The sequence below is a fragment of the Citrobacter sp. R4 genome, assembly GCF_026719175.1.
Classification (GTDB): domain Bacteria; phylum Pseudomonadota; class Gammaproteobacteria; order Enterobacterales; family Enterobacteriaceae; genus Citrobacter_A; species Citrobacter_A sedlakii.
The window spans coordinates 346,062-370,753 of record NZ_JAPPSU010000002.1 but is presented as its reverse complement, the minus strand read 5'-3'; the positions used below and the strand labels follow the sequence as shown (position 1 = coordinate 370,753).

Below are 24,692 nucleotides of genomic sequence, written 5' to 3'. Positions count from 1 at the left end.
AATTTATTGTATAGCGTCTACCTCGTCTTCCGGGAGAAAGTGATAAAACGCGAATTTTCTCTTTTTAATAAATACAAAGCAGCGATAGAGTCTGACTCTTATCAACAAAATCAGGGCGTTACGAAAATTACAGGCACAAATGAGATATAAAACTCAAAACATAAATTTTTCTTGAGTATAAAAAATATAACCCCTGTGTTTTAGTGTGTTTTAAAAGTTTTACCAAAAGTGCAGTTGACCATACAATTGACTTAAAAATACTCAAGGAGCTTCAGAAAAATCTATAAATTTTTTTTGTTAAAGGGAATGAAAATCATTGTTTAAAATTAACTATTCCGTTATAGACCTTACACACTCAGGTTAATTGCCATGAGATTTTTCATACTGATGCCGCGTAATAAGGTGTTATTACTGCGTCCTCTGGCAAGCCTTACCCACAGGATGATACCTGTTTAAGGCGACGATAAATTTTCTGTTATTTGCTCTCAGCTGAGCGCTGTTGAATGTTTCTCCTGGCAGGAGATAGCGCATTTCAGCCTCATCATCCGTCGAGTGGCAACCCTGATGAAGAATGATTTTAAAAAACGTGTTACCGGTATTTCTCAGTATCCCTCTCTGTTCATCAAGGTGATACTGGAAGTTAATTTTTCGTGGCCGAACGACAAGGATCGTATCAATTGCGACCGCGGGTATCGCTTCGCTCTTCTTGCCATGTTCGCGATCGGTTAACAGGGTAACAGGGAGCTCGCGAAACAGTATGCGGTAATAGCGCTCCGTTTCATCCGCAGGCCCACGATAAAAGATCTTGAAGAACTCACCAGACTCGGGCGCCAGTGAGAAATTTAACGGCGTAAAAAGCAGTTCGCCATCGGCAATTGGGCTTCGCTTTTCGCCCCCGGGCCCCGGCTTGTCGATTTTCACCGCGCTAATGCTGTAAACGTTTTGTTTATCACTATCGTTGTAAATCCGCTTGCTGATAAAGGACTTATCGGCAGGCATTTCATAAATAGTCGACTCAAGATAAACAGCATGGACCGGAAAGACCATCAGCATGATTGCCAGCCACAGACCTCGTTTCCCTGTTTGAGCGCGTTTCATGGCGTTACGCCCAGCCAGTTTGCCGTGACTTTAATTTCACCGGTTGCGCTGACCACCCCTTCCCAGTCCGCCCCGGCAACGGTAAGCATTGAACGTGAATCATTCATGGGAAATAACAGTGTCAGACCGGTGGTAAAAAAACTGCCGTCATCAGTATTATTCACATCCCATGGTGTTTGTTGCCACTGTGCGTCGGCCATCGAAATCGGCGCTTCGTTACAGCTGTTACGCTTTTGTATTACCCCGCCCGACTCACTGTTGTATTGCAGGTAGGCGGGAACAGGGACAGAAAGCCCGTCCTGCGCCGACTGAAACAGGCAATACGGCACGCCATTGACCGTGGTGCTGTCGCCGATAACCTGCGCGGTAATGGTATCGGCCTGCCGCGGCCCGGAAACGGTAACGGTGTAATTCATTTCTATAGGATCGGCATCTCCAATCGTGCCGCTGCCCTGTGCCGATGTCGTGTTATCAGTGGAGGTAATGCTGATGCCATATTCTTTCGGTACGATATTGAGCTGTAACGAAGGCGTAAACTGGTAATAGCCAGACTCCGGCGTTAAGCTATTATAAAAGCCAAACGTGAAGGGTTGGCTATTGGTTATGCTTAACCCTGAGTCGACAAGGCCTTTCAAAAACGTTTTCGACAGAAAAATATAGATATAGTCTCCGGAGGTCGTCAGCACATTGTAATAGGCGGTGGTTGCACTGTAGTTATACCAGTTTGAACCGTTACCTGAATACTTGACCGCTGATGCCGCAGGGGTAAAGCCCAGCATCGCCGAGTCGATATAGGCTCTGAACGTCAGCGACGCCGTGAGGTTTGATGTTTGCTGGAGATCATAGCTCACCATCTTACAAATTACGCCATCGACACTGCTCACCACACCCAGTTCACAATAGCCGGAGTCCTTCGTAATACTCGGCGTGCCATCACTGGCAATCCACAATTCCTGAAACGCGTTTGTCGACTCGAGCGATAAATGACCTATTTTATTAATGGTATAAGGCCGGATATACCAGTTACCGCTGGTTTGGTCTTTACAACGCGCACCGGCGGCATAGTCATAATCCACCGTGGTGCGACAAAAATTCAGTTTCAGCGTTTCCGACGCGCCGACAGTCATTGAGCGAAAATAGTCAAATGCCGAGTCAGTAAATGAAGCAAAACCATAGTATCCGCCAGCGATGCCCGCCCCGGTCGCTTTCGTATGGTAAAAGCCATATTGATCCGTTAAATCAGCCGCAATATAACCAGAAGAAGGGCAATTCGCGCCCGTTGTGCAGCGAATGCCGTTAAAGGGTTCACTCACTGGCGAATCGTCAATCCACATGTCCCGGTAATAGCTGGTACTGCTGACCCAACCCACGATACCCATATAGCCAAGACTGACCTGGTTGTTACCGTATTTCACCCAGGTGTTTGAACCACTTATGCGCGGATCCAGCGAAGATGGCGTTATAAAATATTCGTTATCAATATTGTTTTCGATAAATAAAATATTGCTGCTCACCGCAGCCTGCGTTGATGCTGTTAATGCCCAGAGAGAAGGGGATACTGACGCCAGCGCGCAGCCAAGAATAAGGTGGAGTGTTTTGTTCATCAATTTAGCCTCACCGTTGTGCCATTGAGGTTTGCGCCGTACATTTCACGTCGCCTACCCATGCCGCGCCGCGCGCTTTGTCCAGATCGAGATCGGCTTCACACAGGCTGCCATTCGCCGAAACAAGAGTGATTACTGGATATTTTTTATCAATATCAATGGCGAATTCACCTTTTGCGTCGGTGCGCGTTTTGCCGATATGGTTATGAATATCGGTATTCGTCGCCAGTTGGCCGTCCGGGTAGCGGATGCGACCAAATACCGTAACCATGCTTTTTATTTCCGGATTGATCACGCCGACGTTGCCCGGATAAAGCGTCAATTCCTGGGTACGCCCGGAAACAATATCGAAGCTGTCTTCTGAATTTCTGTCATTGAGTATTTCCATTCTGTATTGCGCATAGGGCGGCAGGGCGATGAAGTTTGACTTACCGCTCAGGAGATAATGACGATTGTTAATTTTGGCCGCCAGTTGCCCTTCGCCAGCCAAATCGGTGTTGACGATGATCCCTGCGCGCTGACGTTCCTGGCTCAGCGCCACGTTTTTCCCGCTCCATGCCACCGACCCCTGTGACGAAAAGTTCATATTCGTCGAATTATCTGCCGCGCGCGTAACGGACAGCATTCCGGAATTGTATTTCGTGGCGTAACTCATATTACCGTTAAGCGAATAATTATTATCGTAATGTTGTTCGCCGCTCAGGCGCGTCGAAGCAGACAGCCCAACTGACCGGATGGCGCCTTCAGTAAACTGTTTGCGCGCGCTGAGGTTCCCCTGGGTGCTGCCGTAGCGGTCCCGCGAGACGCCCATACTTAACCAGGAAGCCAGAGGTAATGAAAAATCCAGGCTGACGTAGCGTTCCTGCCGACCATCATCATTTCTATTGTTGTAGTAATAACGCTGGATCCCGGCGCGGAGCCCTACCGTGGCGTATCGGCCAGAATACAGGGTGGTGCTGTAATCCAGGTTCCGGTACTTGTTGCCAGAATAGCGATTTTCCGTCTGGCTTAGCGTTAACGAACCGCCGTGGGGAATAAATTTTCCGAGATTAAGCGTCCCGCCGACAGAATAGTTATCGCGCTCCTGGACCGGTAGCTGGTCGCCAATTTTACTGTCCTCGCGTGACGCCCACAGCGACCCGTAGCCACCGGGGATCGTCACATTGATATTACTGACGTTTCGCCAGGAAGAATCGTTAGCGACAAGCGTCTGATTGCCGAGGCTAACGTACTCATTCACATTGAGCGTCACATCGGTTTCGTTGACCGCGTTGTTGCCAAAACCGTAAACGGTCGTTTTCAGATTTAAGCCAGACAAAATGGCCAGCGTCATTGATGCGGCGCCGCCTGCGATCCAGGTTTGCTCACTCCCTTCATCCCGGTAGTGATTGCGTTTATAACTCACGCGATCGTAATCCAGCGAGCCGCCGAAGAGTTGCCAGTTCAACCCCTGTATTCCGGCGGTTTGCTGTCGGGCGAAGATTTTATTCACCCGGCTGACGCGGCTGTTTACCGTTCGGCCATTCACCACCACCTCGACCGTGACGTCATATACGCCGTAAGGAAAACGGCTGGTGTCGATTTCATAGCTGCCCATATTAAAGTTCTGTACGCTCAGCAGTCGCCCTTCTCTTAATACGTGGACTTCACCTGCCGCGGGTAAAAATACGGTAATTGGGGTTAAGGAGAGGGAATTTTTCTCAATAACCGTACTTCCTTTATTGCCGTAGCTAACGCCGTAAATTTTACCGCCATTTAACGCGTTCAGGCTGGCTACCGACTGCACGTTCCAGGTATCAAGCATACCCAATGCCAGCCGATAGCCCTGGTAGTCGCGTTCGTACATCGCACGGTACAGTTTGCTGGTGTTATTGCTGTCGCCAATCCCATAGAACGAGCCATTAATATTTAAATGGTGCTCACGTAATGAGGCCGTATTATCAATAGTAAGATAGCTTCGCGAGCTGTTGCCGGTTCGATAATCGTTGTAATACGTCCCGACGTTGTAGTTCAGCACGTTGGAAAGCGTCTCGACGCTGGAGGGGCCAAGCAGACTGCTTCGGGCAACGATGGCCTCCGTCAGCGCATCCTTACTGACAATCATTTCCAGATGAAAGGAGGCGATATTCAGCTTCAGGCGTGCATCAGCCGACAGATCGATAACGGTGTTATCGCGAAATTTCACATCGCGAAGGCCTTCCACCATGATGCGGGTTTTTCTTGATAACACGGCGTTGTCGGGTAATTCCGCAATGGCAATTGATTTCACGGTAATGCTGCTATCCGTGAGCGAGATGATCGCATCGGCAATTTTCTGCTGACTTTTTTCGTCAGTCTCATTGTAACGAATATAAACCGGAACGGTCATTCCCTGTTCCAGAGAACGCGAGAAAGCGCCTGGGATAATATACTTACCCACTTTCGTCGGCGCTGAATAAACGATAATCGGTGTCAGCACTATTAAAAGGGTAACGCTTCCCCTGACAAAATATTTCATTGTCATTCGCTTCCTTACATTCCGGTGTAGAGTATTTATCCGTATTAATCCGATTACGGTGTATTATTTGACCGTTATAAATCGCTTACCGTGCCAGATCCCAATATGTGAACGTGAATGGTTTACGTCGGTATATTGCAGTTTTATTTTTGTTCCCGGCATGACGTAATAACGCTCGCGGCAACCTTTGCCATTCTCGCGTGCCTTGTCTTTACAGGCGCCATACGCGATGACCCGAAAGGAGACATTGCCGGTATTGCTAATAACGTCACCGCTGCGGCTGTAATTAAAATTTTCTTTACGCGGCGCGACGACCAGAATGGTGCCAATCTGCGCGGAAGCGGTAGCTACCGCCATTTTATTGGCTTTGGTTTCAGCATTTTCACTGACCGGCTCGTCAACCCATTGCAGACGATAATAGCGTTCGGTGTCGTCCTCCGGACCTTTATAGAAAAAACGGAACACATCCGTCGCCTGTCCAGGGAGGATAAGATTCGCGGGTGTGGACAGCAGTTCGCCGTTATTCGCTGGTTTAATCTCGACGCCATCCGCAAGGGGCGATGACAATTGTTTTACCGAGACGCTAACAAAGCGGGCGGAATCCGTCGTATTGGTGATCTCTTTCGATAATGAACTCTCCGTGGACGTCATTATCGACGTGATATCACCGACGTTAATTGCCCAACCTGAAAAGGGTGCGAAAACACCTGTGAAAATAGCGGCGGTAAAATATTTCTTCATGATAATTGTCCCTGAAAAATTCGGGAGAGTACTCTCCCGAATTCGTTATCATCACGATTAAGGCGTCGTGGTCGGCGTCGTCCAGGTTGCGTTGAACTGAACTTTCACATCACCGCTCCAGTAGCCGTCCGGCAGAGTGGAATAGTCGGTTACCGGGGTGGTGCCGTCGACCGTTGCGGAAGCAATGGTAAATTTGAAATTAGACTGGTCGCTGACGCGCTCAGTGCCATTGTATGCGCCATCCGCCAGCAGGTTTTCCAGGCCAGAGGTTTTAGATTTATTGACCAGAACGGTTTCGCTGGCGCTGGAAAGCGCGGTGCCATTCCACGCAACGCCTACGTCAAGCGTTGACGCATCGCCGCTGGCGTTGGTCAGCGTATTGCTAATAACCTGAGCAGTCAGTTCAAAGTCAGTCGCGGTGTCCTGACCCTGAATGGTAATATCAAACGCGCCGTCCTGGGAATTAAACGCATTTAACCCTTCGGCGTACTGAAAGGTCAGGGAATTAAGCGGGGTAACGACCAGCATACTTTTGGTATCTTTCGTTGCCGTAGCATCCCATGAGGCGGTCGCAGAGGCCGTTACATCAGCCGTCGCATTTGCTGCCGCAAAAACAGAAGCCAGAGAGGCAACCAGTAATATTTTTTTCATTTTTGTCTTCTCCTAAGAACTTATTCTCTGCGGGCGTCTGTTTATAAAATGGAAGCCAGCAGATCCTTTATTTGCGAACAACAATTGCCGCGATAAAAATTATCTTTTGAAATATATGTGTACTCAACAGCCGATAAATTTTATGAATAATAAAAAAGCCAGGAATTTTCCATTCAATAACGGCGATAAAGGGTTTTGTGTAGTATCTTTGTTTGGCAGAGAAGTTTGTATTAGGTTTTTTCTCTAAAAATAACACTGAAATAGATTTTTGGCCTGTTTTGACTTTTTGATAAAAATCAAAAAGTCAGTGAGCGCAACGGTCCGGAAATTTCTTATAAAACATAATGATACAGATTTATAACGCAAACGTTTTTAAATGCTTATTTTTTGTTAAAAATATGATAAATTTTATTTAAGATCGGAAAATTCTTATGTTTTTCGGGGAATCTGGAGAATATTCCGATATTTGCGCGTGTTTTTATGTCGCAGGCTGTTACTGATCAAGAGATTTATAAACGTCAGAAACAGTTTGAGGTGGGCAGAAAATGACACTCCGTGTCGTGACGGACGGGAATCCTTTAAAGCAGACTCTTTAACCCCAGATAACTATGTAGCGTGACCGTTCGGACGCGATGCAGACTAATGAGTCCAAGGTGTTCAAGCGCTTTTAATGACCGACTCACTGTTTCTATTTTAAGTTCCAGATAACTGGCGATATCTTCCCGGGAATAAGGCAGACGCAGCGTCGTTTCCGGACGGCCAATTCGCAAATGCATTTCATAGAATTCCACCAGAAAGGCGGCAAGTTTCGCGTCGGCATGTTTATTGGCGTAGCGCTGAAGCTTTTCCACCATAAAGCCGCTGTCATGGCTGAGAAATTTAATCACCGACGCCGCAACCGTAGGGTCGTTAGCGGCGGTTTCAAGTAAGCGGGAAAGATTGATATGACAAATCTCGGCAGCCGTGGCGGCTTTAAGTGTCGAAATATAGCGCCCATCGTTTATCGCATCGAGCGCCATGATGTCGCCTGGCAGAAAGAAACGACTGACCACCGCCTTGTTATTCATTTCTACCTGAGCGGTGCAGTACCCCTCATGAATAACAAACAGCGACGCTGCCGGTTTTCCCTGTGAGGCGATGATATCGCCTGGCGCAAATCGTCTTCTTTTGTCGATCAACCCTCGTTCATTGTTACGGTCAATCGCGGTGCCTTTAGGACAGAGGGAACAGTGACGGGGAGGGAAAGGATTGCCGAGCGGCATGATGGAAATTCTACGTTCTCGCTTTTCCGGTTTCACGCAACAACTCCTGAGGCAAAGAGGGGGATTTTATCGCATCACCGCGCCGGGACAAGGGAATCGGCATCACTCCAGGAATTTTCATTGCGGGTCGTGATTATCTCACGCGCAAGGTTCGCCACGGATGAGGCCGCAATGGGCCGACGCCTTATGCGTCGGCTTTATCTTCACACACGTCCCGTTCCTCGCGCTTTCGCAGCATCAACGCCTCCAGTTCCATTCCGTTCACCGGCGGGGAAATAAGGTAGCCCTGAAAACGATCGATACCCAGCGCCTTCAGCATCCTGAACTTTTCGTCGCTGTCCACGCCTTCGGCAACGCAGCGGCTGCCGGTCAGCTTGCAGTAATAATGCAGACTTTTAATCAGCGCCAGCGCGTGGGGATCGTGCTGCATCTCGTTAACAATGCTCATATCCAGCTTGTATTCGTTAAAGCGGATCTGTCTGACCGGAAAAAACACGCTACCCTGCGAATAACAGTCGTCCAGCGCAATACGAAAACCGAGCCGCTGTAATTCTGCAATGTTGGCGGCGGCGTGAGCCTGTAACCGGAAATCGATGGTTTCAGCAAATTCCAGTACCAGCCTGTCGACATGTCGGGGCTGGCGCAACTGTTGACGTGCGGTTTCCAGCATGCGGGGAAGATGGATGTGACCGGCAATCGCTCGCGGTATGTTAATGGAGAAATAAAACGAGCCTGGATAGCGATTGATCTTCTGCACGGCCTCCTGCAGAACAAAGGCGGTGAGCACCAGCCAGGCATAGTCGGCCTGTATCTCTGGCAAAAATGCGCCGGGCTGGAGAATCGTCCCGTCGCGCCGCCAGCGCGAGAGGATCTCCATACCCTGTAGCCGCTGTTCGTCATCCACGATGGGCTGGAAAACCGGAAAAAGATCCCGGCAGTGGATTGCATGCACAAACTCACGCTCAAAAGCAGAGAGATCTTCGCCGTCTATTTTATTCTGCGCGGTCACCGGGTGACCGGGAAAATTCGCCGCCAGCTGCGGGTGATGTTCCGCCATCTTTTTCAGTCCTGAAGTTCTCTGGTTATAAAGGGTTTTTTGGCTCACGCCACGGTGCAGCGCCCGTTCCGCAATGTTGGCGCCGTGCAGTAAATCGAGAATGGTGATCAGTTCCGGTTTGCTGAGGCCGGCGGCGGGTTTATGGCGAATCAACGCCTCCTTTTCCGCCAGCGTCGGCAGGGGCGGATACGCCTGTAAAGCGTGACCGCGAAGCAGCGCCGCAATACAGCGGGCGGGCAGGTCGGACGAGGCGGCGCGCACTTCGGACAGCAACGCGCGGTCGGCGACAAGATGAAGAAGCGTGTGCCACAGCCAACCATTCGGACAGCGGCTGAGGATCAGCATCGGCAACGGCGTGGCGGCCTGATCCAGCAGAAGGGCCGCCTGTTGCAGCGTTGTGAGCAGCCAGAGAGGATCCTCCGGTAAAAACACCACTATCCGGCGTGCCGACGCCAGCGCCGGCAGCGGCGTCATCACCAATGTTTGCGGATGCAGACGCGTCAGATGCCCGCGCTCTGGCGTCATCATTCTCGCCACTCCCTCGGCAGCGAACGCGCAGGGCGACAGAACATAATCCTGTCGTAACCCGCCTGCGTTACTGATAAACAAACGTCACCCCAATGATTGACTGTACGTTGCCTGCCGTGACCTGTCCGCTGGTGCGTGCGTAGTTGGCGGTGAGACCGAGACTGACGGCGGAGGTGCTTACCGTACCTAAAGAGACCGTACTGTTGGCGGGCACGATGCTGCCGTTGCGGGTAAGCTGAACGCCTACTCCTTTCGCCGGCGTGGCCGAGGCGGTATTGGTGAAGATCGAGTTTGCGGCATCCGCGGTGGCGCCGGAAAGGTAATACGCCAGATTCTGGCTTTGCGCGCAGTAGACCGTTAGCGGGATTGCTACAGAGCCGGGGTAGTCGGGTAGCGTCACCGTCACGTTGCGGGCCGAAACGTCGCAGCCGCCGGTGGGCACCACCACGTTGTTGTTGGCGTAGATGTTCCAGACAAACTGAAAGTCGTCGCTGTTTTTGTCGTTTCGCTGGCGAAGGATCAGCTTTGCGATAAGCGTACCCGCGCTGATCGCCACTCCGCCAGCGGAACTGATGGGCGTCAGGTAGAGAATGGTCGGCCACGGCTGATCGGTTTTCGAATTGTAGATGATCCGCGCGGTTTCGCTGGTGGTCGGGAACGGATAGCTGGTGCCATTATATTTGACGGTACCGGAAAAGCTCGACAAAACGCCGCCGTAGGCGGAACCCTGCTGAAGGGTCACATAGTCGGTCATGCTTTCCGGGTAGTCGTTATGACAAAAAATCTGCGTTGAAAGATCCACCACCAGGTTTTGCCCGACGTTGACGGCAGGCGCGAGATTGACATAGACGTTAGCACTGCCGCCGCCAATGGGGATGGTCGTTCCGTTGGCGGTTTTACAGGCGAAGGACCAGGCGTTGAGCGACCAGCCCAACAGCAGCAGGGTGGTAAGTAGGGCGAACACTTTTTTCATCAACTTTTTCTCCTGCTCAGGCATAGGTATAAGTCACGTTAATCACCGCCTGAATCGTCCCCTGGGTCGCACCGCCGTTCACCGAGAGCGCTCTAACCTGCAGGGGAAAACGGGCGGACTGCGAGGCGTCATCCACCTGTACTGATTTTGTTGCGCCGGTGTTCAGGGTATTGCCGCTGTCGTCCTGTAATTCGAGCTGGATATTGCTGGCGGTGCCCTGGTTTTTGTAATAGCCGGTGCTGTCAGCCGTACCGCTGAAGCTGGCGACCACGCGCGAGGTGCCAACCGGACAGTTGCTGAGATCGAGCGCCACACTGTGCCATGCTGAAGACGATCCGGCAGACACCAGGCTGAAGGTGTAAAGATCGCCAAGATCGACGGTGGCATTGACGGTAGAGACCGTGCAGGGCTTCGCCACCACCTTGCCGTTTACCGTGATGGTCACGTCGGCGGCGTGCGGCGTTGGGGAGACCGCCAGCAGTACCGTTAACAGCCAGCCGGATTGAAACCATTTCATCAGAGCCTCCGCTTACTGAAATTCGAGAGTAAATGTTGCTGTCGCGTTAACGTGTCCCGGCGTTACCGGCACGAGTGTCGCCATCAGACGGGCGTAAAAATTCAGCGTGTTAGGCTGTCCGGGCGTCAATGTGGTCCACGGAATAGCGGAGGAAGCGGCGTTGAGCGGCAGCGACGTCTGCTGGCCATTGAGGATCTGCACGCCCATTCCCGCCGCCGCTGACGCCCCGCTATCAAGCTTTAACAGGCTGGTGTTGTCGTTATCGGCGACGCCGACAAAGCCCACCTTCACCGCGGTTACTGAACTGCCGCAGGGGGACAGCACAATCCGAAATGGCACCAGCGGCGTCGTCGCGCCGACGCTGCTGAACTGCTTCGCGGCGTTATCCAGCAGGTCGACGGTGAAATCTTTTGATTCCCCCGCCACGGCGCAGGCGTTGTCTCTGACGTAGCCGCTGATGGTGATCGTGCTGTCAGCGGCCCGGGTGTTCGCGGCGACCAGCGAAAGCACCGCGACCAGCAGGTAAAAGCGTTTTTTCATCTTCATGTCCTTAACGGCATACCGCCGTGAGCTGGCTGAGCAACTGTTGCTGGCTTTCGGCGGGGAGACGGTAGTCCGCCGCACAACTGGCGTTCGCGCCGTCGCCCCATTTCACCCGCACGCGCCCCGCAAGCGGCATTCCGCTCAGATAAACCTGGCCGTTATCGGCAACGATGCTGCCGCTCTGGTTGCTTTCCGATGTCACCATTGCGCCAAAGGGAACCGGTTTGCCGTTGTGGATCAACGTCATCAGTAGCTTCATCCCGACATGGGCTTTAAATTCCGCACGGACAATCGCACCGTGTGTCGGCACGACGCTGACCACCGCGTCGTCAAGATCGACATTGTCCGCAAGGGTGTTGGTGTCCAGCGCGACGCGGTTTTCCCGGTATTCCGTGGCGTACGGCAGAACGGCATAACCGCGCCAGTCGGTGCGGACACCCGTCTGGTTTTCCACTTTCGCGCCTTCCGCGCCCGGCGCTTTCACCAGCACCACCGTGTCATTTAGCGGCTGGCTGAACGTCACGCCGTTGGCATGCGCCAGCACGCCGCCGCTCATGCCGTAGTAGAGCTGTTTAATGCCGTCGCTACGGCTATAGCCGACGTTGGCGTTGCCGTAGCCGCCGCGATAGCTCAACGCGGCATAGCCGCTGCCGCCGCTGTTGCCCTCGCCGCCGCCCGCGTAGCCGGTCTGCACGCTGTAGCTCAGGTTATTGTCTTCCAGTAGCGTGCCGTACAGCCCTGCGAGGTTGGTCATCCGACCGTTAAGATCGTCGGACATGCTGTAGCTGGCGCTGGCGTGGCGCCAGACGGATTTGCTGTCGGATCGCAGCCAGTGACTGAACGGGATGTTGACGTTGATGGCCAGCATCTGATCGCGTCCGTCCTGCCAGGCGTTTTTGGTCAGGCTGTAGCTCAGTGTCCAGTTGATGTCGTTAATGGCGGCGTTCAGTCCGGCCTGAAACTGTTCGTCGGCGCTGTCGTTGCCCCAGTAAGTCTGATGGCTGCCGCTCAGATAGAGCGTGGCGGTGCGGCCTAACTGCTGAGTGACACTGACCTGCACCTTGCCGCGCTTGTTATAGGCAAGGTTGTAGTAATCGGTGAACGTGGGCTTCACCTGAATCACGCCATCCTGGGTCTGCACGTCATAGCCGCTCATCCGCTTGTAGGTGGTGTCGGCAAAGCTGTAATACCCCTGCGTGGAATAGCGATAGCCCACCAACTGAATGTTGGTGCCGACATCGGTGAGCGACTTGTTATAGAGAAAACGGACCGACTGACCCTGATGTTTACTGTCATCGGGCAGGGTGGAATTGGCTTGTGTCACGTCAACCGACAGCGCGCCCAACTCTCCCATGTTTTTACCGACCCCGAGATTGAAGGCGCGATAGCGATCCGCCAGTTGGGTGCCGCCATACAGCGTCCAGCCAGCCGGAAGCCCGTGCAGCAGGGTGCTCTGAAAGAATTTAGGTTCTTCCTGCTGATCGTTACCGCTACGGTATTCCCCGGCGGTGAGGGCAAAACGGGTATGCCCTTCACGTTGCAGCACCGGAACCGACGAATAGGGCACGGTGAAATTCTGGCTGCTGCCATCGGCTTCTTTGATCGTGACCTGCAGATCGCCGCCGTTGCCTGCCGCGTAGAGATCGTTAATGGTGAACGGACCCGGCGGCACCGTGCTGTGGTAGATCTCATAACCGTTTTGTTTGACGGATACCTGCGCCGTCCCGCGGGCAATACCGTGGATCACCGGGGCAAACCCTTTTTGGCTGTCCGGCAGCATGTTGTCGTCAGAGGCCAACTGCGCGCCACGGAAGTTAATCCCGTCGAAAATATCGCCGTTGGTGTAGCTGTCGCCAAGCGTCAGTCGTGAACGTAAAGGCGTGATATCCCGCTCCAGCCAGGTGTTGACGTGCTGCCACCTGTTTTCATTACTGGATGCACTTCCGCCGCTGCTGTAGCTCCAGGTGGTGTTATCACGCAAACGCCAGGCGCCAAGATTCAGCCCGCTCTGCAAGTTCAGATACGCGTAATGACTGCTGCCGCCGACATCGTTTTCGACATTATTACCCGTAAAGTTGTAGTTCAGCAGCCCGGCGGTGATGCCGTTATCCCACATTTCCGGCGGGATATAACCGCGCGCCTGGCTTCCCATAAAGGCCTGAGGGATGGTCAGGTACAGCCGCTGTTGCCCCACGTCTAAACGGGCAGTGGCGTCTTTAATCATCCCGGTTAACGGCACGCAGGCGTCAGCCGCCAGCGTGTTGATGTCACTGACGGCTGCGGCGTTCAACCCCATACTGACAAGCTGGCCGCGCGTCAGGCATGGCGCTAACCCATGACCATTTTCGCTGGCATTGAAGGTGACATCGCGGGTGGTCATATACCCATTGTTAAGGTAAATATCCACGCGATACGTGCCCGGCGGCAGTTCCTGCCCCTTTTCGAAGCCGGAAAGATCCGCCACGGCCGCAGGGTCGTCCGCCAGAAAACGCGGGTTAAAATAAAGCTCCGCTTGCGCGGAAAATGAGTGCGAGGCAAGCAAAAGGGCAAAGGGGAGCAGCGCCTGTGCGCCAGCCAAACGCGTGGCGTCATACCGCCTACGCCGGGACCCCAAACGTTCGAGTCCAAATTTCAGATATGACATAGTCCCTCCGGTCCGAAATCGCCCGGCTGTCAGTTCTTTTTTTGTTCAGGGGATCTCGCTGGTTTCCCCGTTCGTTATTGCATTGCGCCTGTCATACGCGGCGTCAGCGCGCCATAATCATTTATGGTCTTGTAAGTAATCTCGCGACCTGCATCGGCCGGTAATTTCACCTGGGCTTCGCCCATCGGCGGGACCAGCGCGTTTTCCAGCACCCTGGTGCCGGCATTGAGTTCGGTGACCGTCAGGTAATAAGGCGTCGGGTTAATCAGCGTTAGCGTGCCCGGCGCGCGGCGAAATCGCAGCTTTGCTGGCGCCTCATCCGGCGACATCGCCAGTTTGGCTGGACGGTAATAGAGCTTGATGCGGCTAATGATCGCCAGTTGCAGGGTGTTCTCGCTGAGCTTCGACTTGTCCATCGACGGAATCGCTTTTACGTTCATCCAGAACAGGCTTTCCCGGTCTTGCGGCAACTGATTATTGGTCGCGTCAAGAATGCGTAAGGTGTTCTCTTTCTTTCCCTGCATGGCAAACAGCGGCGGCGTGACCACAAAGCGTCCGTCCTTCGCGCCGTCGGCGTTTTCCACCCACGACTGGATCAGATACGTGCTGCTGTCGTCATTGTTGGTGACGGCGAGCTGAACCTGTTTCTGGCCCGCCGGATAAATCACCCGGGTCGCGCCCAGCGCCACGCCTGCGTCAGCCTGAGAAGACACGCCCAGGGTGGCGACCAGCAGTAACCCGGCCAGCAGGCCGCGCGTCATAGCCCATGTTTTGTTCATGTTTACCCTTGTTATACTCACCGTCGTTTCCTGTATTCCGTTTCTCTGCGGGTTAATTACTGGTAGGTCAAAGAGAACCAGGCCTGGGCATTCGCGGCCCCCCCGGTTACCTGGCGTCCGGTTGAACGATACTTCGCGATGAAATGCAGCGTCGTTGGCCCGGAATAAAGTCGTGTCCAGCTCAGCGGCGGACTGTTAAGCGGCACCAGACTGCCGTCTTTATCGAATAACGCGATGCCGATCCCGGTCGCGATCCCGGGTCCTTCACCCACGGAGAGCACGTCGGGATTTTTACCATCGGCTACGCCATGAAACGCCACGCCGACACGTTGGCTTACCGAAGTGCTGCAATCCTGAAGATGAATATCAAAAGGCACCGGGTCCGTATCTTCACCTGGCGCATGAAACCGATTACTGCTGATTTGTCCCATCTGTACCGTCATCTGCCTGTCGCCTGCCTCGACGCGGCAGGATTCGGCGATAATGACCCCCTGAAAACGTAAGTTCCCGCCGGGTAACGTCACATTCCATTTGTTCCCGGCCAGCGCGCAAACGGGAAACAGAAGGATCAGCAGACCAGATTTCATCCATTGCATCGTTATCACCTCAGTCCTGTTGCGGATAACGGGCCGTCCTGGCCCTGAATGCGTCCCTGTCAGAGGGATTATTCGTACTGAACTTTGAAGGTTGCGTCGGCGTTTGCGATACCGGCAGTCGCAGCGCCTGTCGCGTAGTAACGCGCCTGGAACGGGATGTTGGTCGGGCCGTCATTCAGGGCTGTCGCCGCGCTAAAGGTTGCGCCGTCCAGCGCCAGCGGGGTGCCCTGGCTGTCGAGGATCTGCACGCCTACGTTGGTTGCGCTACCGGCTGCGGAGTTTTGCAGCGCCAGTACGGTGGTGTTGGTGGCGTCAACCGCTGCGCCAGAGAACGCAACAGACGCTTTGGTGGCGACGCTGGTATCACAATCAACCAACTGAATGTTGAAGCCCACTGCGGAACTGGTGCTCCCCGCCGTCGCCAGTTTTGCTGAACGCACCTGGCCCAGACGAACGGTTTGATCGACAGATCCGGCATCAACGGCGCAGGCTGCGTTAACGACTTCCCCTTTAAAATGTACTGTACCGCCGTTCACCGTGGTGGTATCGGCCAGAGCCGCCGCGGAGGTCAGGGACAGTGCTGACATAGCAACGATTGCCAGTGTTTTAATTTTCATGTTGTTTTCCTTTAAACAAAATCGATGTAACGAACCGAAATGGGCAGTCGTTGTGCCTTCCAGGCATTCCCTATTTCAGCCGAATGGTGCGACTGCCGGTTCTGCACAGTTTTTGCCCAATTTATGAGACAATTGGGGCCATTTTGACTCATCGGGATAAATGGCTTTTGGATGGTTTTTTTGTGGTGTTTTTTAATTTTTTGTATTGGTGTTTGATGTATTTGAAGTGTAAAAAACTGATATTTTAATTTGTTCAGCAAGCGCGAACAGGAAAGGCGTGGGAAGACAAATCGGTGAGAAGCCATCCGTCGGGGAAGAATGTTGTGAAAAAAGACTTAATATAATGATTGGTTAATCAATGAGATAACATTGAATTTGAGATAAATCTTAACTTGTTAGTTGCAATGCTTAACTAAATTTTTTTATGATATAAACAGTTTGGCCCCAATTGACCTGTTCGGTCTAGACTTTTCTGTTCCTTTTCAATGATTTAGCTTATTTCTTTTTCCCTTGTGAAATTTCGTCTATCAGATTGTTTCTCTCCCATAATCCGGCAAAACGCGCGGCATTACTGGCGGTATAACGCACGGTATGGCGAATATTGCGATGGCCGAGATAGTCCTGAATAAGTCGCGTGTCCGTCCCCCTTTCGGCAAGTTCATAACCGCAGGCGTGGCGGAGCATATGGGGATGGGTATGGGTGACGGTACCGGCATCAATTCCGGCCGCGCGAATGATGCGATACGCCTGCTGACGCGACAGTGGTGTACCCCGGCGGGAAATGAACACCGCGTCGGTGCGGCCTGCCCCACGCCAGTTCGCGCGCTGTTGGCTCCAGCGTTCGACGGCTTCGCGTTCATCAAAGCGCAGCGGGTGAATGGTTGAAAAACCATTCTTCAGCCGTCGGATATTAATACGCCCCTCATGAAGATCGAGGTCGCGGTAATGCAGGTCGAGGAGTTCACTGATCCGCATCCCGTGACGGAATGCCAGCAGAATAAGGCAATAATCCCGTTCTCCGGTCGGACCGTGACGAGCGGCCTGCATCATCGCCTGAACTTCTTTGCCGGTAAGATAACGACGTCGATTCACAATACATTACTCCTGAATGGGTTTCTGCTAATGAACACCTGTAAAAAACCATGACGATTAAAAAATAATCGACGATGTTAAAGGCGTATTATATGCGGGGAAATAATCACAAAATGGTGATTACATTACTTTTACACATGAGGAAATCATTGCCACATGATAAATCTTATTTTTATTTATTTTAAGGATTACCACAACCGAACCCGAAGGCGTTAATGTCAGGTGGTTAAAAATAAAAGGAAAATAGTTCGCGTTGCCGATATTTTCAGCGAAAGAAGATAAGCTGAATGGTTTAACCTTGGGATTAATAAAAATCTGATATCCAGAGTGATTACAAGGATATAATAAGTATCGCAATTATTAATTACATGAACATGCCTGAACGATAATCATAATTAACATAGGGTTAATGTTGATTAAACTTCGGTAAGCAGAAGGTTATTTTTTAACACCATCCATGGCGTTAGCTTTATCAGAGTGAAAGAGCGTTACGTTGTTTAAGTTTTGTGTCGTCCCAAATACCATAAAAACGCCCGGCGTTGCTGGCGGTGTACCAGACGGTGTGGCGGATGTTACGGTGGCCGAGGTAGTCCTGGATCAGGCGGGTGTCGATTCCCATATTGGCTAAGGCGAAGCCGCAGGAGTGGCGAAGCATATGCGGATGGATTTCCAGCGGCAGTCCGGCGTTATCGCCAGATGCGGAAATGATTTGATAAAATTGCTGGCGAGAAAGCGGGTTTCCTTTTCGTGATAAAAATAACCATTCGCTGTCGGAGTGCGGATACGTTCCGCGAATATCCAGCCAGTTTTTCAGCGCCTGGATTTCTTCACCTAATAAAGGATGGGTGGTAGAGAAACCCTTTTTCAGTCGATGGATATAAATACACTTTGATTTGATATCAATGTCTGAAATTTGCAGACGGCAGATTTCGCTGGCACGAAACCCGTGGATAAAACACAGTAGTGTCAGGCAGTAATTGCGGGCAGCGTGAGGTCCGGTATTGGCTGCTTTGAGAAGCGACTCTATTTCATTCTGAGTCAGGAAGTTCCTTTTTTTGTTATCGGCGCTGTTTTTCATTAGGTTCCCTTTTTTTTGCAGGCATGCAACTGTTCTGCTCATCACCATCAATCCAATGGCTCTTCCGGTTTTACTCGTTATTTATAGGCACTTTGTCGGGGGTAAAAATCGCCTGGCCCCTGCTGCGCTGAACCGGATAGTTAAAACGGCGGTTGTTCGTTAGGTCATGACGTATTGCCATTCCCTGGGGAAAGCCTCCTCGGACATCTCGCGGTGTAGTGATGTTTAAGACTGAAAAAAAACGGTTTTCCGGGTGGTTTCCACGTCCTGTTCATTCTTACTCCTCTGGATGATGAACTCAGAAGCCCCTGTGGTTGATATAAACACACCAACCGCGCCAAATGTATTGGCCTTTAATCGGCATACGCAACGACCACGTTTTTCGTGGGCGGAGATCCCGACAACCAGGCAAATAGGGTGCAAGTGACTTCAGTGAATACGAAGAACATTATGGCAGCCTGGCTAGCATTCACTGCAATACTACAACAATGATTAAACCATACTGCAAAAAACAGCCTGAGAATAGTCATAATAAGCACAAGCGGGGGTATTGGCGCAAAAATCATATTTTATCATGACCAGGATGATTCCCGCTTAACGCTAAAAAGTTACCGGCTAAACGTGTATTCTTCACCGTCGACAGGGATAAGTTACCCACCATTTCTTGCAGGTTATTTAATCAGGATGTTTGTAATAGCCTATTTTCATTCAAAAAAGTTGTTGGCGTGCGTAACGATTCACCAGGCTGCTTTGTTTGGGGAAATTTTGCGCAGTGGGTATATTTACCCTAACGCAAAGCGCCAGCACAATATAGGTTGTCAGGATGAAGAAATACTTTGCAACAAAAAGGCACCAGGCGAGTAAATAATAACGCAGGCAACTAATATCGTAGTGAAACTGACTTTACCGGGTACGATCTGACCGCAACATCGCGAGCGTCATATCGGGTGATACATTGCTCTGCTACACCTCTTTATCAGTACTTACTGGAACGCTACCCGCAGGTTAAGGCTGTCATACCCTGGGCGAACGCAATACAGATAATGCGTATTAGGATTAATCCTAATTTTGAGTATGGCATTACGTTATTGCGCAATTTTTCAGCATGAAGATGATCAGATATAGGGCTATTTGTTGCAACTATGTTTACTTATGCTGATGGTATTGTTCTTACTGATACAGCAAGAAAAAATATTAACAAAAATATTAATGCTGACTTTTATTTTTCCTTAGTTTGCTAAATTTTATTTTATTGCGTTTTGTATCAATGCAAAATAATATTTATTTAATCTTAAGTGGGGCTTACCACTGTCTCTATATTAGCGGCAATGTTAATGCATTGTCAGGCTACTGCAATACCTTATACCTCGTATTATCACGAACGGATTGTGAATATTATTAGCAGGACAACGCGAAGGGAGGAATACCGGATATTTAGTGTTCGGTGAAAGTAAACATTAATTATATGTGACAAAAGAGCAAGATAATGAAAAAGACTATTCAAGCAACTGCCGTGTTGGTCAGTGTATTCCTCTCTGGCGCAGCCAGCGCCGCAGGAAGTGTACCGACTTTTAAGGGAGCCGGTGGCAATATTGAATTTACCGGTGAGATTGTTGACAGCTCGTGCAATGTCACCTCGACCTCAAAAAATCTGCATGTCGATCTGGGCCATTGGGCGAAAAGCTATTTCACCAGCGTGGGTGATGAGACGACAAAAAAACCGTTCAGCATCAATGTGGATAATTGCCCGGCATCCGTAACCTCGGTGGCAGTATTATTTGACGGGCAAAAAGATAAAACGGATCCCACGCTGTTGGAAGTGGCCGCCGGTTCTGCAGGAGGCACTGCGGCAACCGGCGTTGCGATAAAACTGTATAACGCCAGTAATGCATCGCAAATTCAGTTGGGTCAGTTATCGGAAGCCGTGGCGCCGGTCAGTGCAAAAGCTCAGCTGGATTTCCTGGCGGATTATCGGGCCACCACGACCACGGTGACCGCCGGTCCCGCAAACGCGACGGCGACGTTTCTGATGGTCTACAACTGATTCCCGTTTGGGCAGGCGTAATGCCTGCCCGGTCAGCGTTCCTGTTCTCTTTTTCCTGATGGTTATTCGCAATGAAACACATTCTTGCCGCTCTGTCGGCATCTTTATTACTGCTTAGCATAACGGCTCAGGCTGGCATCGTGATGGGAGGAACCCGCGTAATTTATCAGGAAGGGAAGCGGGAGGCGTCGATGACGGTAACCAATGCCGATACGCAAACACCGTATCTGGTGCAATCCTTTGTCGATAATGTCGCTGAGGGCGACCCGCGTCCGGTGCCGTTTGTGGTAACGCCGCCGCTGTTTCGGCTTGAGCCTGAGCAGCAGAACGTGCTGCGTATTACTTTTACCGGCGGCGAACTGCCTGCCGATCGGGAATCCGTCTTCTGGTTGAGTATCAAAAGCATTGCGCCGTCGCAAAAAGATGACGTCAATAAGTTGCAGATTAACGTCAAATCCCGTTTCAAACTCTTTTATCGCCCTGCCGGGCTGAAAGGAGAGGCTAACCAGGCCTGGCAAACGTTGACGTTTAGCCAGAACGGAAACCAGTTAGCGGCCACGAATCCCACGCCGTATTACGTCTCTTTTTTCTCTCTGTCGGTGGGCGGGTACGACATTTCTCAGCCGGGAATGATGGCGCCTTTCAGTACCCGGACGTGGAACGTTAACAACCACGGAACGGTGAAATGGCGTGCGATCAACGATTTTGGCGGCGTGACCGACTATGCGCAGCAGTGACGCTAACAACGAACGATGCCGGGCGACAGCACCGTGAAAGAACGCATTTATTCTGCCTCCTGTAACCGGTCTGGCCTGCTGTTGGCCACGCTGCCGACGGTGATCATACTGTTGTTGCATCAGCGGCTGGCCTGGGCCGATGATTATTTTGATCCGGCCGCGCTGGAGTTAAGCGATCCGCAGCAAAAAATGGCGGATCTGCATTACTTTGCCAAAGCGGGGGGACAGCAACCGGGAACGTATCCTGTCGGCATCTGGGTCAACGACCAGCAGATCGCGCAGGAGAACATCACCTTTGTCGAGGATAACGGGACGCTGAGGCCAGTCCTTACTGCCGCACAGCTGGAGGAATACGGTGTTAACGTTAGCGCGTTTTCCGCTTTCGACCGACTGCGTGAAGGGGAGACTTTTACCCGCATAGAACAGTTCATTCCCGATGCCAGCAGCCGGTTTGAGTTCTCGACCCAGCGCCTTAACCTCAGTATTCCGCAAGCGGCGATGAAGATCATGAGCCGGGGCTACGTTGATCCCGCCCGTTGGGATGACGGGATCCCGGCCGCGTTTGTGGATTACACCTTCAACGGTTCGCAAACCCGTCAATCCGACGCTGATGGACGTTCCAGCTATCTGAATTTACGCAGTGGCGTGAATCTTGGCGCGTGGCGGTTGCGCAATATTTCGTCAATGCAGTATGACAAAACTCGCCGCTGGGACGCGCAGAGCACCTGGCTGCAGCGGGATATTCGTTCGCTGAAAAGCCAATTGCGCATGGGGGATACTTACACCAGCGGCGAGGTATTTGACAGCGTACCGTTTCGTGGGGTGCAACTGATGTCGAAAGACGACATGCAGCCGGACAGCATGAGCGGTTTTGCTCCGGTGATTCGCGGCGTCGCGCACAGTAACGCGAAAGTAACCCTTTCCCAGCACGGCTATGTGATTTACGAAACCTACGTCTCGCCGGGCGCGTTCGCCATAAAAGATCTCTATCCCACCGCGCAAAGCGGCGATCTGGAGATCAACGTTAAAGAGAGCAACGGTACTGAGCGCCGCTGGACGCAGCCGTTCGCGGCGGTGCCGTTTATGCTGCGCGAGGGGTTAACGACGTACAGCCTCAGCGCAGGGCGGTATCATGCCAGCGGCGATGACAGCCGTTCCCCTCTGTTTATGCAGGGCACGCTTTTTTACGGTCTGCCGGATGAGTTGACGCTGTATGGCGGGACGCAACTGGCGGAGGATTATCATGCGGTTGCCCTTGGCGCCGGTCATGGGTTAGGCATTTTGGGCGCGTTGGGCGCGGATACCACCTGGGCGGCTACCGCAACGCCGTCCGGAACACGTTACGCTGGTTATTCGGTACGTGCGCAGTACCAGAAGAATTTCACCGGCACTGGCACCTCTTTCAGTCTCGCCAACTATCGTTACTCTTCCAGCGGCTTTTATGATCTGAGCGAGGCGGTGACGCTGGAGCGACGCGACGGACCGCGTTGGAACAAGCGCAGTCGCGAGGAAATCACCCTTAACCAGACTCTGGGCGAGGTGGGGAGTCTTTCCCTTTCTGCCTATGCCCAGGCGTACTGGCACAGCGACCAGCGTGAGCAAACAATGCATGCTGGCTATTACAGCGCCTGGAAAAGCATTTCCTGGAGTCTGGGGTATTTTTACACCCGGTCGGCAGGGCATCAGGAGGCTGATCGTTCGTGGTCATTCAACATGACTATTCCGTTGGGCGGCGCGTTGTCCGACAACGCTGTTAGTTACAACACCGCGACGGATAATCACGGCGACACTTCGCACCAGTTGGCGATGTATGGTTCGGTACCAGGACAGGCGAATCTGAATTACGCCTTGCAACAGGGATACGCCAACCAGGGGCAAGGGAACAACAGCAGCGCCTCGCTGGAATACCACGGTGGCTACGCCACCACGCAAATAGGCTATCGTCGCGATCCTGACAGCAGCCAGCTTACCTGGGGCGCCTCGGGGTCTGTTATCGCTCATCCCCATGGCATTACCCTGGGCCAGAATGTCGGTGACAGCTTCGCCATCGTTCGGGCGCCGGGGGCGACGAACGTTGCGATTCAGAACGGCAATAACGTTCATACCGACTGGCGCGGGTATGCTGTGGTGCCCACGCTGACGCCCTATCACAAAAACGTGATCACGCTCGATTCGGCGTCGTTGTCAGACGATGCCGACGTGGAAATTGAAGGGGCGACGGTGATCCCCGGCGGCGGCGCGGTAGTTGAAGCCCGTTATCAAACCCATATTGGCCATCGCGTACTGTTTACGTTACATCACGGTCGGCATTCGCTGCCGTTTGGCGCCAGCGCACAGGTTCAGGGTGATGAAGGGGCGATGAGCGGTATCGTCGCTGAACGCGGCCAGGTTTATCTGAGCGGCGTTCCCAGCGACGGCGTTCTGGAAGCGCGATGGGATGAGGGCGGCGTGGCGCGTCGCTGCGTGCTGCATTTTCATATTGACGAGTCGCAAGCGCATAAAACGGTCAAGACTATCTCTGGCCCCTGTCTCTGAATTACGAGGACGTTGTCATGTCAGTTATTATTCGCATCATCACCGGACTGTTGCTGCTGGCGGGAACAATCAGCCAAAACGCATGGGCGGAAACTTGCCAGGCCAGTACCCGTCAGATGACGATTAACTTTAATAATATTCGTTACTTACCGGCGTTAGGCACCCATATGCAAATGAGCGCCACGATGCAGGCTAACGGCGGCGGTATTCACTTCACCTGCGACCAGCAAAATGCGGCATCGTCTTTGAAGAAGATTGTGTATAACCAGAAGGGACAAAGCATTGCCACGATCAACGGACATGAGGTGTTCAGCGCCTCGCTGCCAGGTATTGGTTATTCATTAAGTTTTCAGTGCGGCGGCGGGCCGCAAACCTTTATTACCGCCGGTTCGTCGACGGTGGTCTGCGACAGCGCAACGCTGCCGGCCATGCTGTCGGCGCGTGAGATCACCGTCACCCCGTTCGTCACGTTTTATAAAACGGGCGATATTCAACTGGTGAGTAATAACCACGCCTCCTCCGGCGCGTTGCCGGGGGTGGGCACTCTGACGCTGAGTGACAACGGTGGTGGCAACGGGACGCTGTCCACGCATGACGTGAGCCTCGATCTGGCGGCGATGAACGTGGACATCGGCAACAGCGGCAGCTGTCGCGTCGCGACCGGCAGTATCAAGGTCAACCTGGGGAAAGTGAAGCGGACGGATTTCACCGGCGAAGGGACGACGGGCGGAACGCCGACGGCGTTTTCCATCCCTGTTTACTGCACTGCGCCTGTTGAACTGCGGATCGGCTTTTTTGGTACGCCAGCGGTAAGCGGCAGCCGCGACGCGCTGGCGGTTGTCCGTACGTCGGGCGGCGCGGAGGGGGTGGGGGTCAGACTCAGCTATGGTAATAACGGTGCTGGCGCTCCGGCTGCCGGTACGCGGGTGACGCTCAACGACGCGGTGTCGCCGATCGTGAAGCATATGACGGCCTCCAGCGCATCGGCGGCGACGCCGGTGAATTTTATCGCCCAGTATGTTCAGACCGGCGCAACGGTGACGGCGGGTTCGGCAAATAGCAGCGCAACCTTCGTGCTGGACTACAACTGAGACGACTG

General features: G+C 52.5%; 20 protein-coding genes. 4 read left to right on the top strand and 16 right to left on the bottom strand.

Annotated elements, in window-relative coordinates; genetic code table 11:
* Positions 1-408: 408 nt before the first annotated feature.
* The 16 genes from OOJ60_RS07275 to OOJ60_RS07200 all read right to left on the bottom strand — a co-directional run bounded on the left by OOJ60_RS07275 (position 409) and on the right by OOJ60_RS07200 (position 18,277).
* Entirely contained in the window at positions 409-1,053 is a 645-nt protein-coding gene (locus OOJ60_RS07275) for a molecular chaperone (protein WP_220186090.1), read from the bottom strand.
* A gap of 41 nt (positions 1,054-1,094) precedes the next feature.
* Positions 1,095-2,702: a fimbrial protein gene (locus tag OOJ60_RS07270; RefSeq protein ID WP_205612318.1), complete on the bottom strand. Its 1,608-nt coding sequence runs from the start codon at positions 2,700-2,702 to the stop codon at positions 1,095-1,097.
* A 10-nt stretch (positions 2,703-2,712) separates the two neighbouring features.
* Positions 2,713-5,205 (bottom strand): TcfC E-set like domain-containing protein, encoded by a 2,493-nt coding sequence (locus OOJ60_RS07265; protein ID WP_205612317.1) that lies wholly within the window; start codon positions 5,203-5,205, stop codon positions 2,713-2,715.
* Positions 5,206-5,262: 57 nt separating this feature from the next.
* Entirely contained in the window at positions 5,263-5,940 is a 678-nt protein-coding gene (locus OOJ60_RS07260) for a hypothetical protein (protein ID WP_042292091.1), read from the bottom strand.
* A 57-nt stretch (positions 5,941-5,997) separates the two neighbouring features.
* Positions 5,998-6,591, bottom strand: a complete 594-nt coding sequence (gene ecpA, locus OOJ60_RS07255) for a common pilus major fimbrillin subunit EcpA (protein WP_181822574.1) — start codon at positions 6,589-6,591, stop codon at positions 5,998-6,000.
* A gap of 578 nt (positions 6,592-7,169) precedes the next feature.
* Positions 7,170-7,889, bottom strand: a complete 720-nt coding sequence (locus OOJ60_RS07250) for a Crp/Fnr family transcriptional regulator (protein WP_233470883.1) — start codon at positions 7,887-7,889, stop codon at positions 7,170-7,172.
* Between the two features lie 148 nt (positions 7,890-8,037).
* A complete protein-coding gene (locus OOJ60_RS07245) occupies positions 8,038-9,438 on the bottom strand; it encodes an EAL domain-containing protein (protein WP_082636772.1) in 1,401 nt (466 codons plus the stop codon).
* Positions 9,439-9,505: 67 nt separating this feature from the next.
* Entirely contained in the window at positions 9,506-10,411 is a 906-nt protein-coding gene (locus OOJ60_RS07240) for a fimbrial protein (protein ID WP_042292364.1), read from the bottom strand.
* 16 nt (positions 10,412-10,427) lie between these two features.
* A complete protein-coding gene (locus OOJ60_RS07235; protein ID WP_042292085.1) occupies positions 10,428-10,928 on the bottom strand; it encodes a fimbrial protein in 501 nt (166 codons plus the stop codon).
* A 12-nt stretch (positions 10,929-10,940) separates the two neighbouring features.
* Positions 10,941-11,468 carry a fimbrial protein gene (locus tag OOJ60_RS07230; RefSeq protein WP_205612316.1) on the bottom strand — a complete coding sequence of 176 codons (528 nt, stop codon included), beginning with the start codon at positions 11,466-11,468 and terminating at the stop codon, positions 10,941-10,943.
* A 10-nt stretch (positions 11,469-11,478) separates the two neighbouring features.
* Positions 11,479-14,115: a fimbrial biogenesis usher protein gene (locus OOJ60_RS07225; protein ID WP_205612315.1), complete on the bottom strand. Its 2,637-nt coding sequence runs from the start codon at positions 14,113-14,115 to the stop codon at positions 11,479-11,481.
* Positions 14,116-14,189: 74 nt separating this feature from the next.
* The gene (locus OOJ60_RS07220) at positions 14,190-14,894 is read right to left on the bottom strand and encodes a fimbria/pilus periplasmic chaperone (protein ID WP_042292079.1); all 705 of its coding nucleotides are present in this window, start codon (positions 14,892-14,894) and stop codon (positions 14,190-14,192) included.
* 56 nt (positions 14,895-14,950) lie between these two features.
* Complete coding sequence (locus OOJ60_RS07215) at positions 14,951-15,490, bottom strand: fimbrial protein (RefSeq protein WP_042292076.1); 540 nt, start codon at positions 15,488-15,490, stop codon at positions 14,951-14,953.
* Between the two features lie 68 nt (positions 15,491-15,558).
* The gene (fimA, locus tag OOJ60_RS07210) at positions 15,559-16,107 is read right to left on the bottom strand and encodes a type 1 fimbrial major subunit FimA (RefSeq protein WP_042292073.1); all 549 of its coding nucleotides are present in this window, start codon (positions 16,105-16,107) and stop codon (positions 15,559-15,561) included.
* 495 nt (positions 16,108-16,602) lie between these two features.
* Positions 16,603-17,199 carry a tyrosine-type DNA invertase gene (locus tag OOJ60_RS07205; protein WP_042289024.1) on the bottom strand — a complete coding sequence of 199 codons (597 nt, stop codon included), beginning with the start codon at positions 17,197-17,199 and terminating at the stop codon, positions 16,603-16,605.
* Between the two features lie 472 nt (positions 17,200-17,671).
* The gene (locus OOJ60_RS07200; protein WP_042289022.1) at positions 17,672-18,277 is read right to left on the bottom strand and encodes a tyrosine-type DNA invertase; all 606 of its coding nucleotides are present in this window, start codon (positions 18,275-18,277) and stop codon (positions 17,672-17,674) included.
* Positions 18,278-19,763: 1,486 nt separating this feature from the next.
* Here OOJ60_RS07200 and OOJ60_RS07195 point away from each other — a divergent pair.
* The 4 genes from OOJ60_RS07195 (at position 19,764) to OOJ60_RS07180 (ending at position 24,684) form a co-directional block, all read left to right on the top strand.
* On the top strand, positions 19,764-20,321 hold the full coding sequence (locus OOJ60_RS07195) for a fimbrial protein (protein WP_205612314.1): 558 nt from the start codon (positions 19,764-19,766) through the stop codon (positions 20,319-20,321).
* A 71-nt stretch (positions 20,322-20,392) separates the two neighbouring features.
* Positions 20,393-21,058, top strand: coding sequence for a fimbrial biogenesis chaperone (locus tag OOJ60_RS07190; RefSeq protein WP_181822577.1), 666 nt, complete (start codon positions 20,393-20,395; stop codon positions 21,056-21,058).
* A gap of 15 nt (positions 21,059-21,073) precedes the next feature.
* Positions 21,074-23,593 carry a fimbria/pilus outer membrane usher protein gene (locus OOJ60_RS07185; protein ID WP_205612313.1) on the top strand — a complete coding sequence of 840 codons (2,520 nt, stop codon included), beginning with the start codon at positions 21,074-21,076 and terminating at the stop codon, positions 23,591-23,593.
* Between the two features lie 17 nt (positions 23,594-23,610).
* Positions 23,611-24,684 (top strand): fimbrial protein, encoded by a 1,074-nt coding sequence (locus tag OOJ60_RS07180; protein WP_205612312.1) that lies wholly within the window; start codon positions 23,611-23,613, stop codon positions 24,682-24,684.
* Positions 24,685-24,692 lie beyond the last annotated feature (8 nt).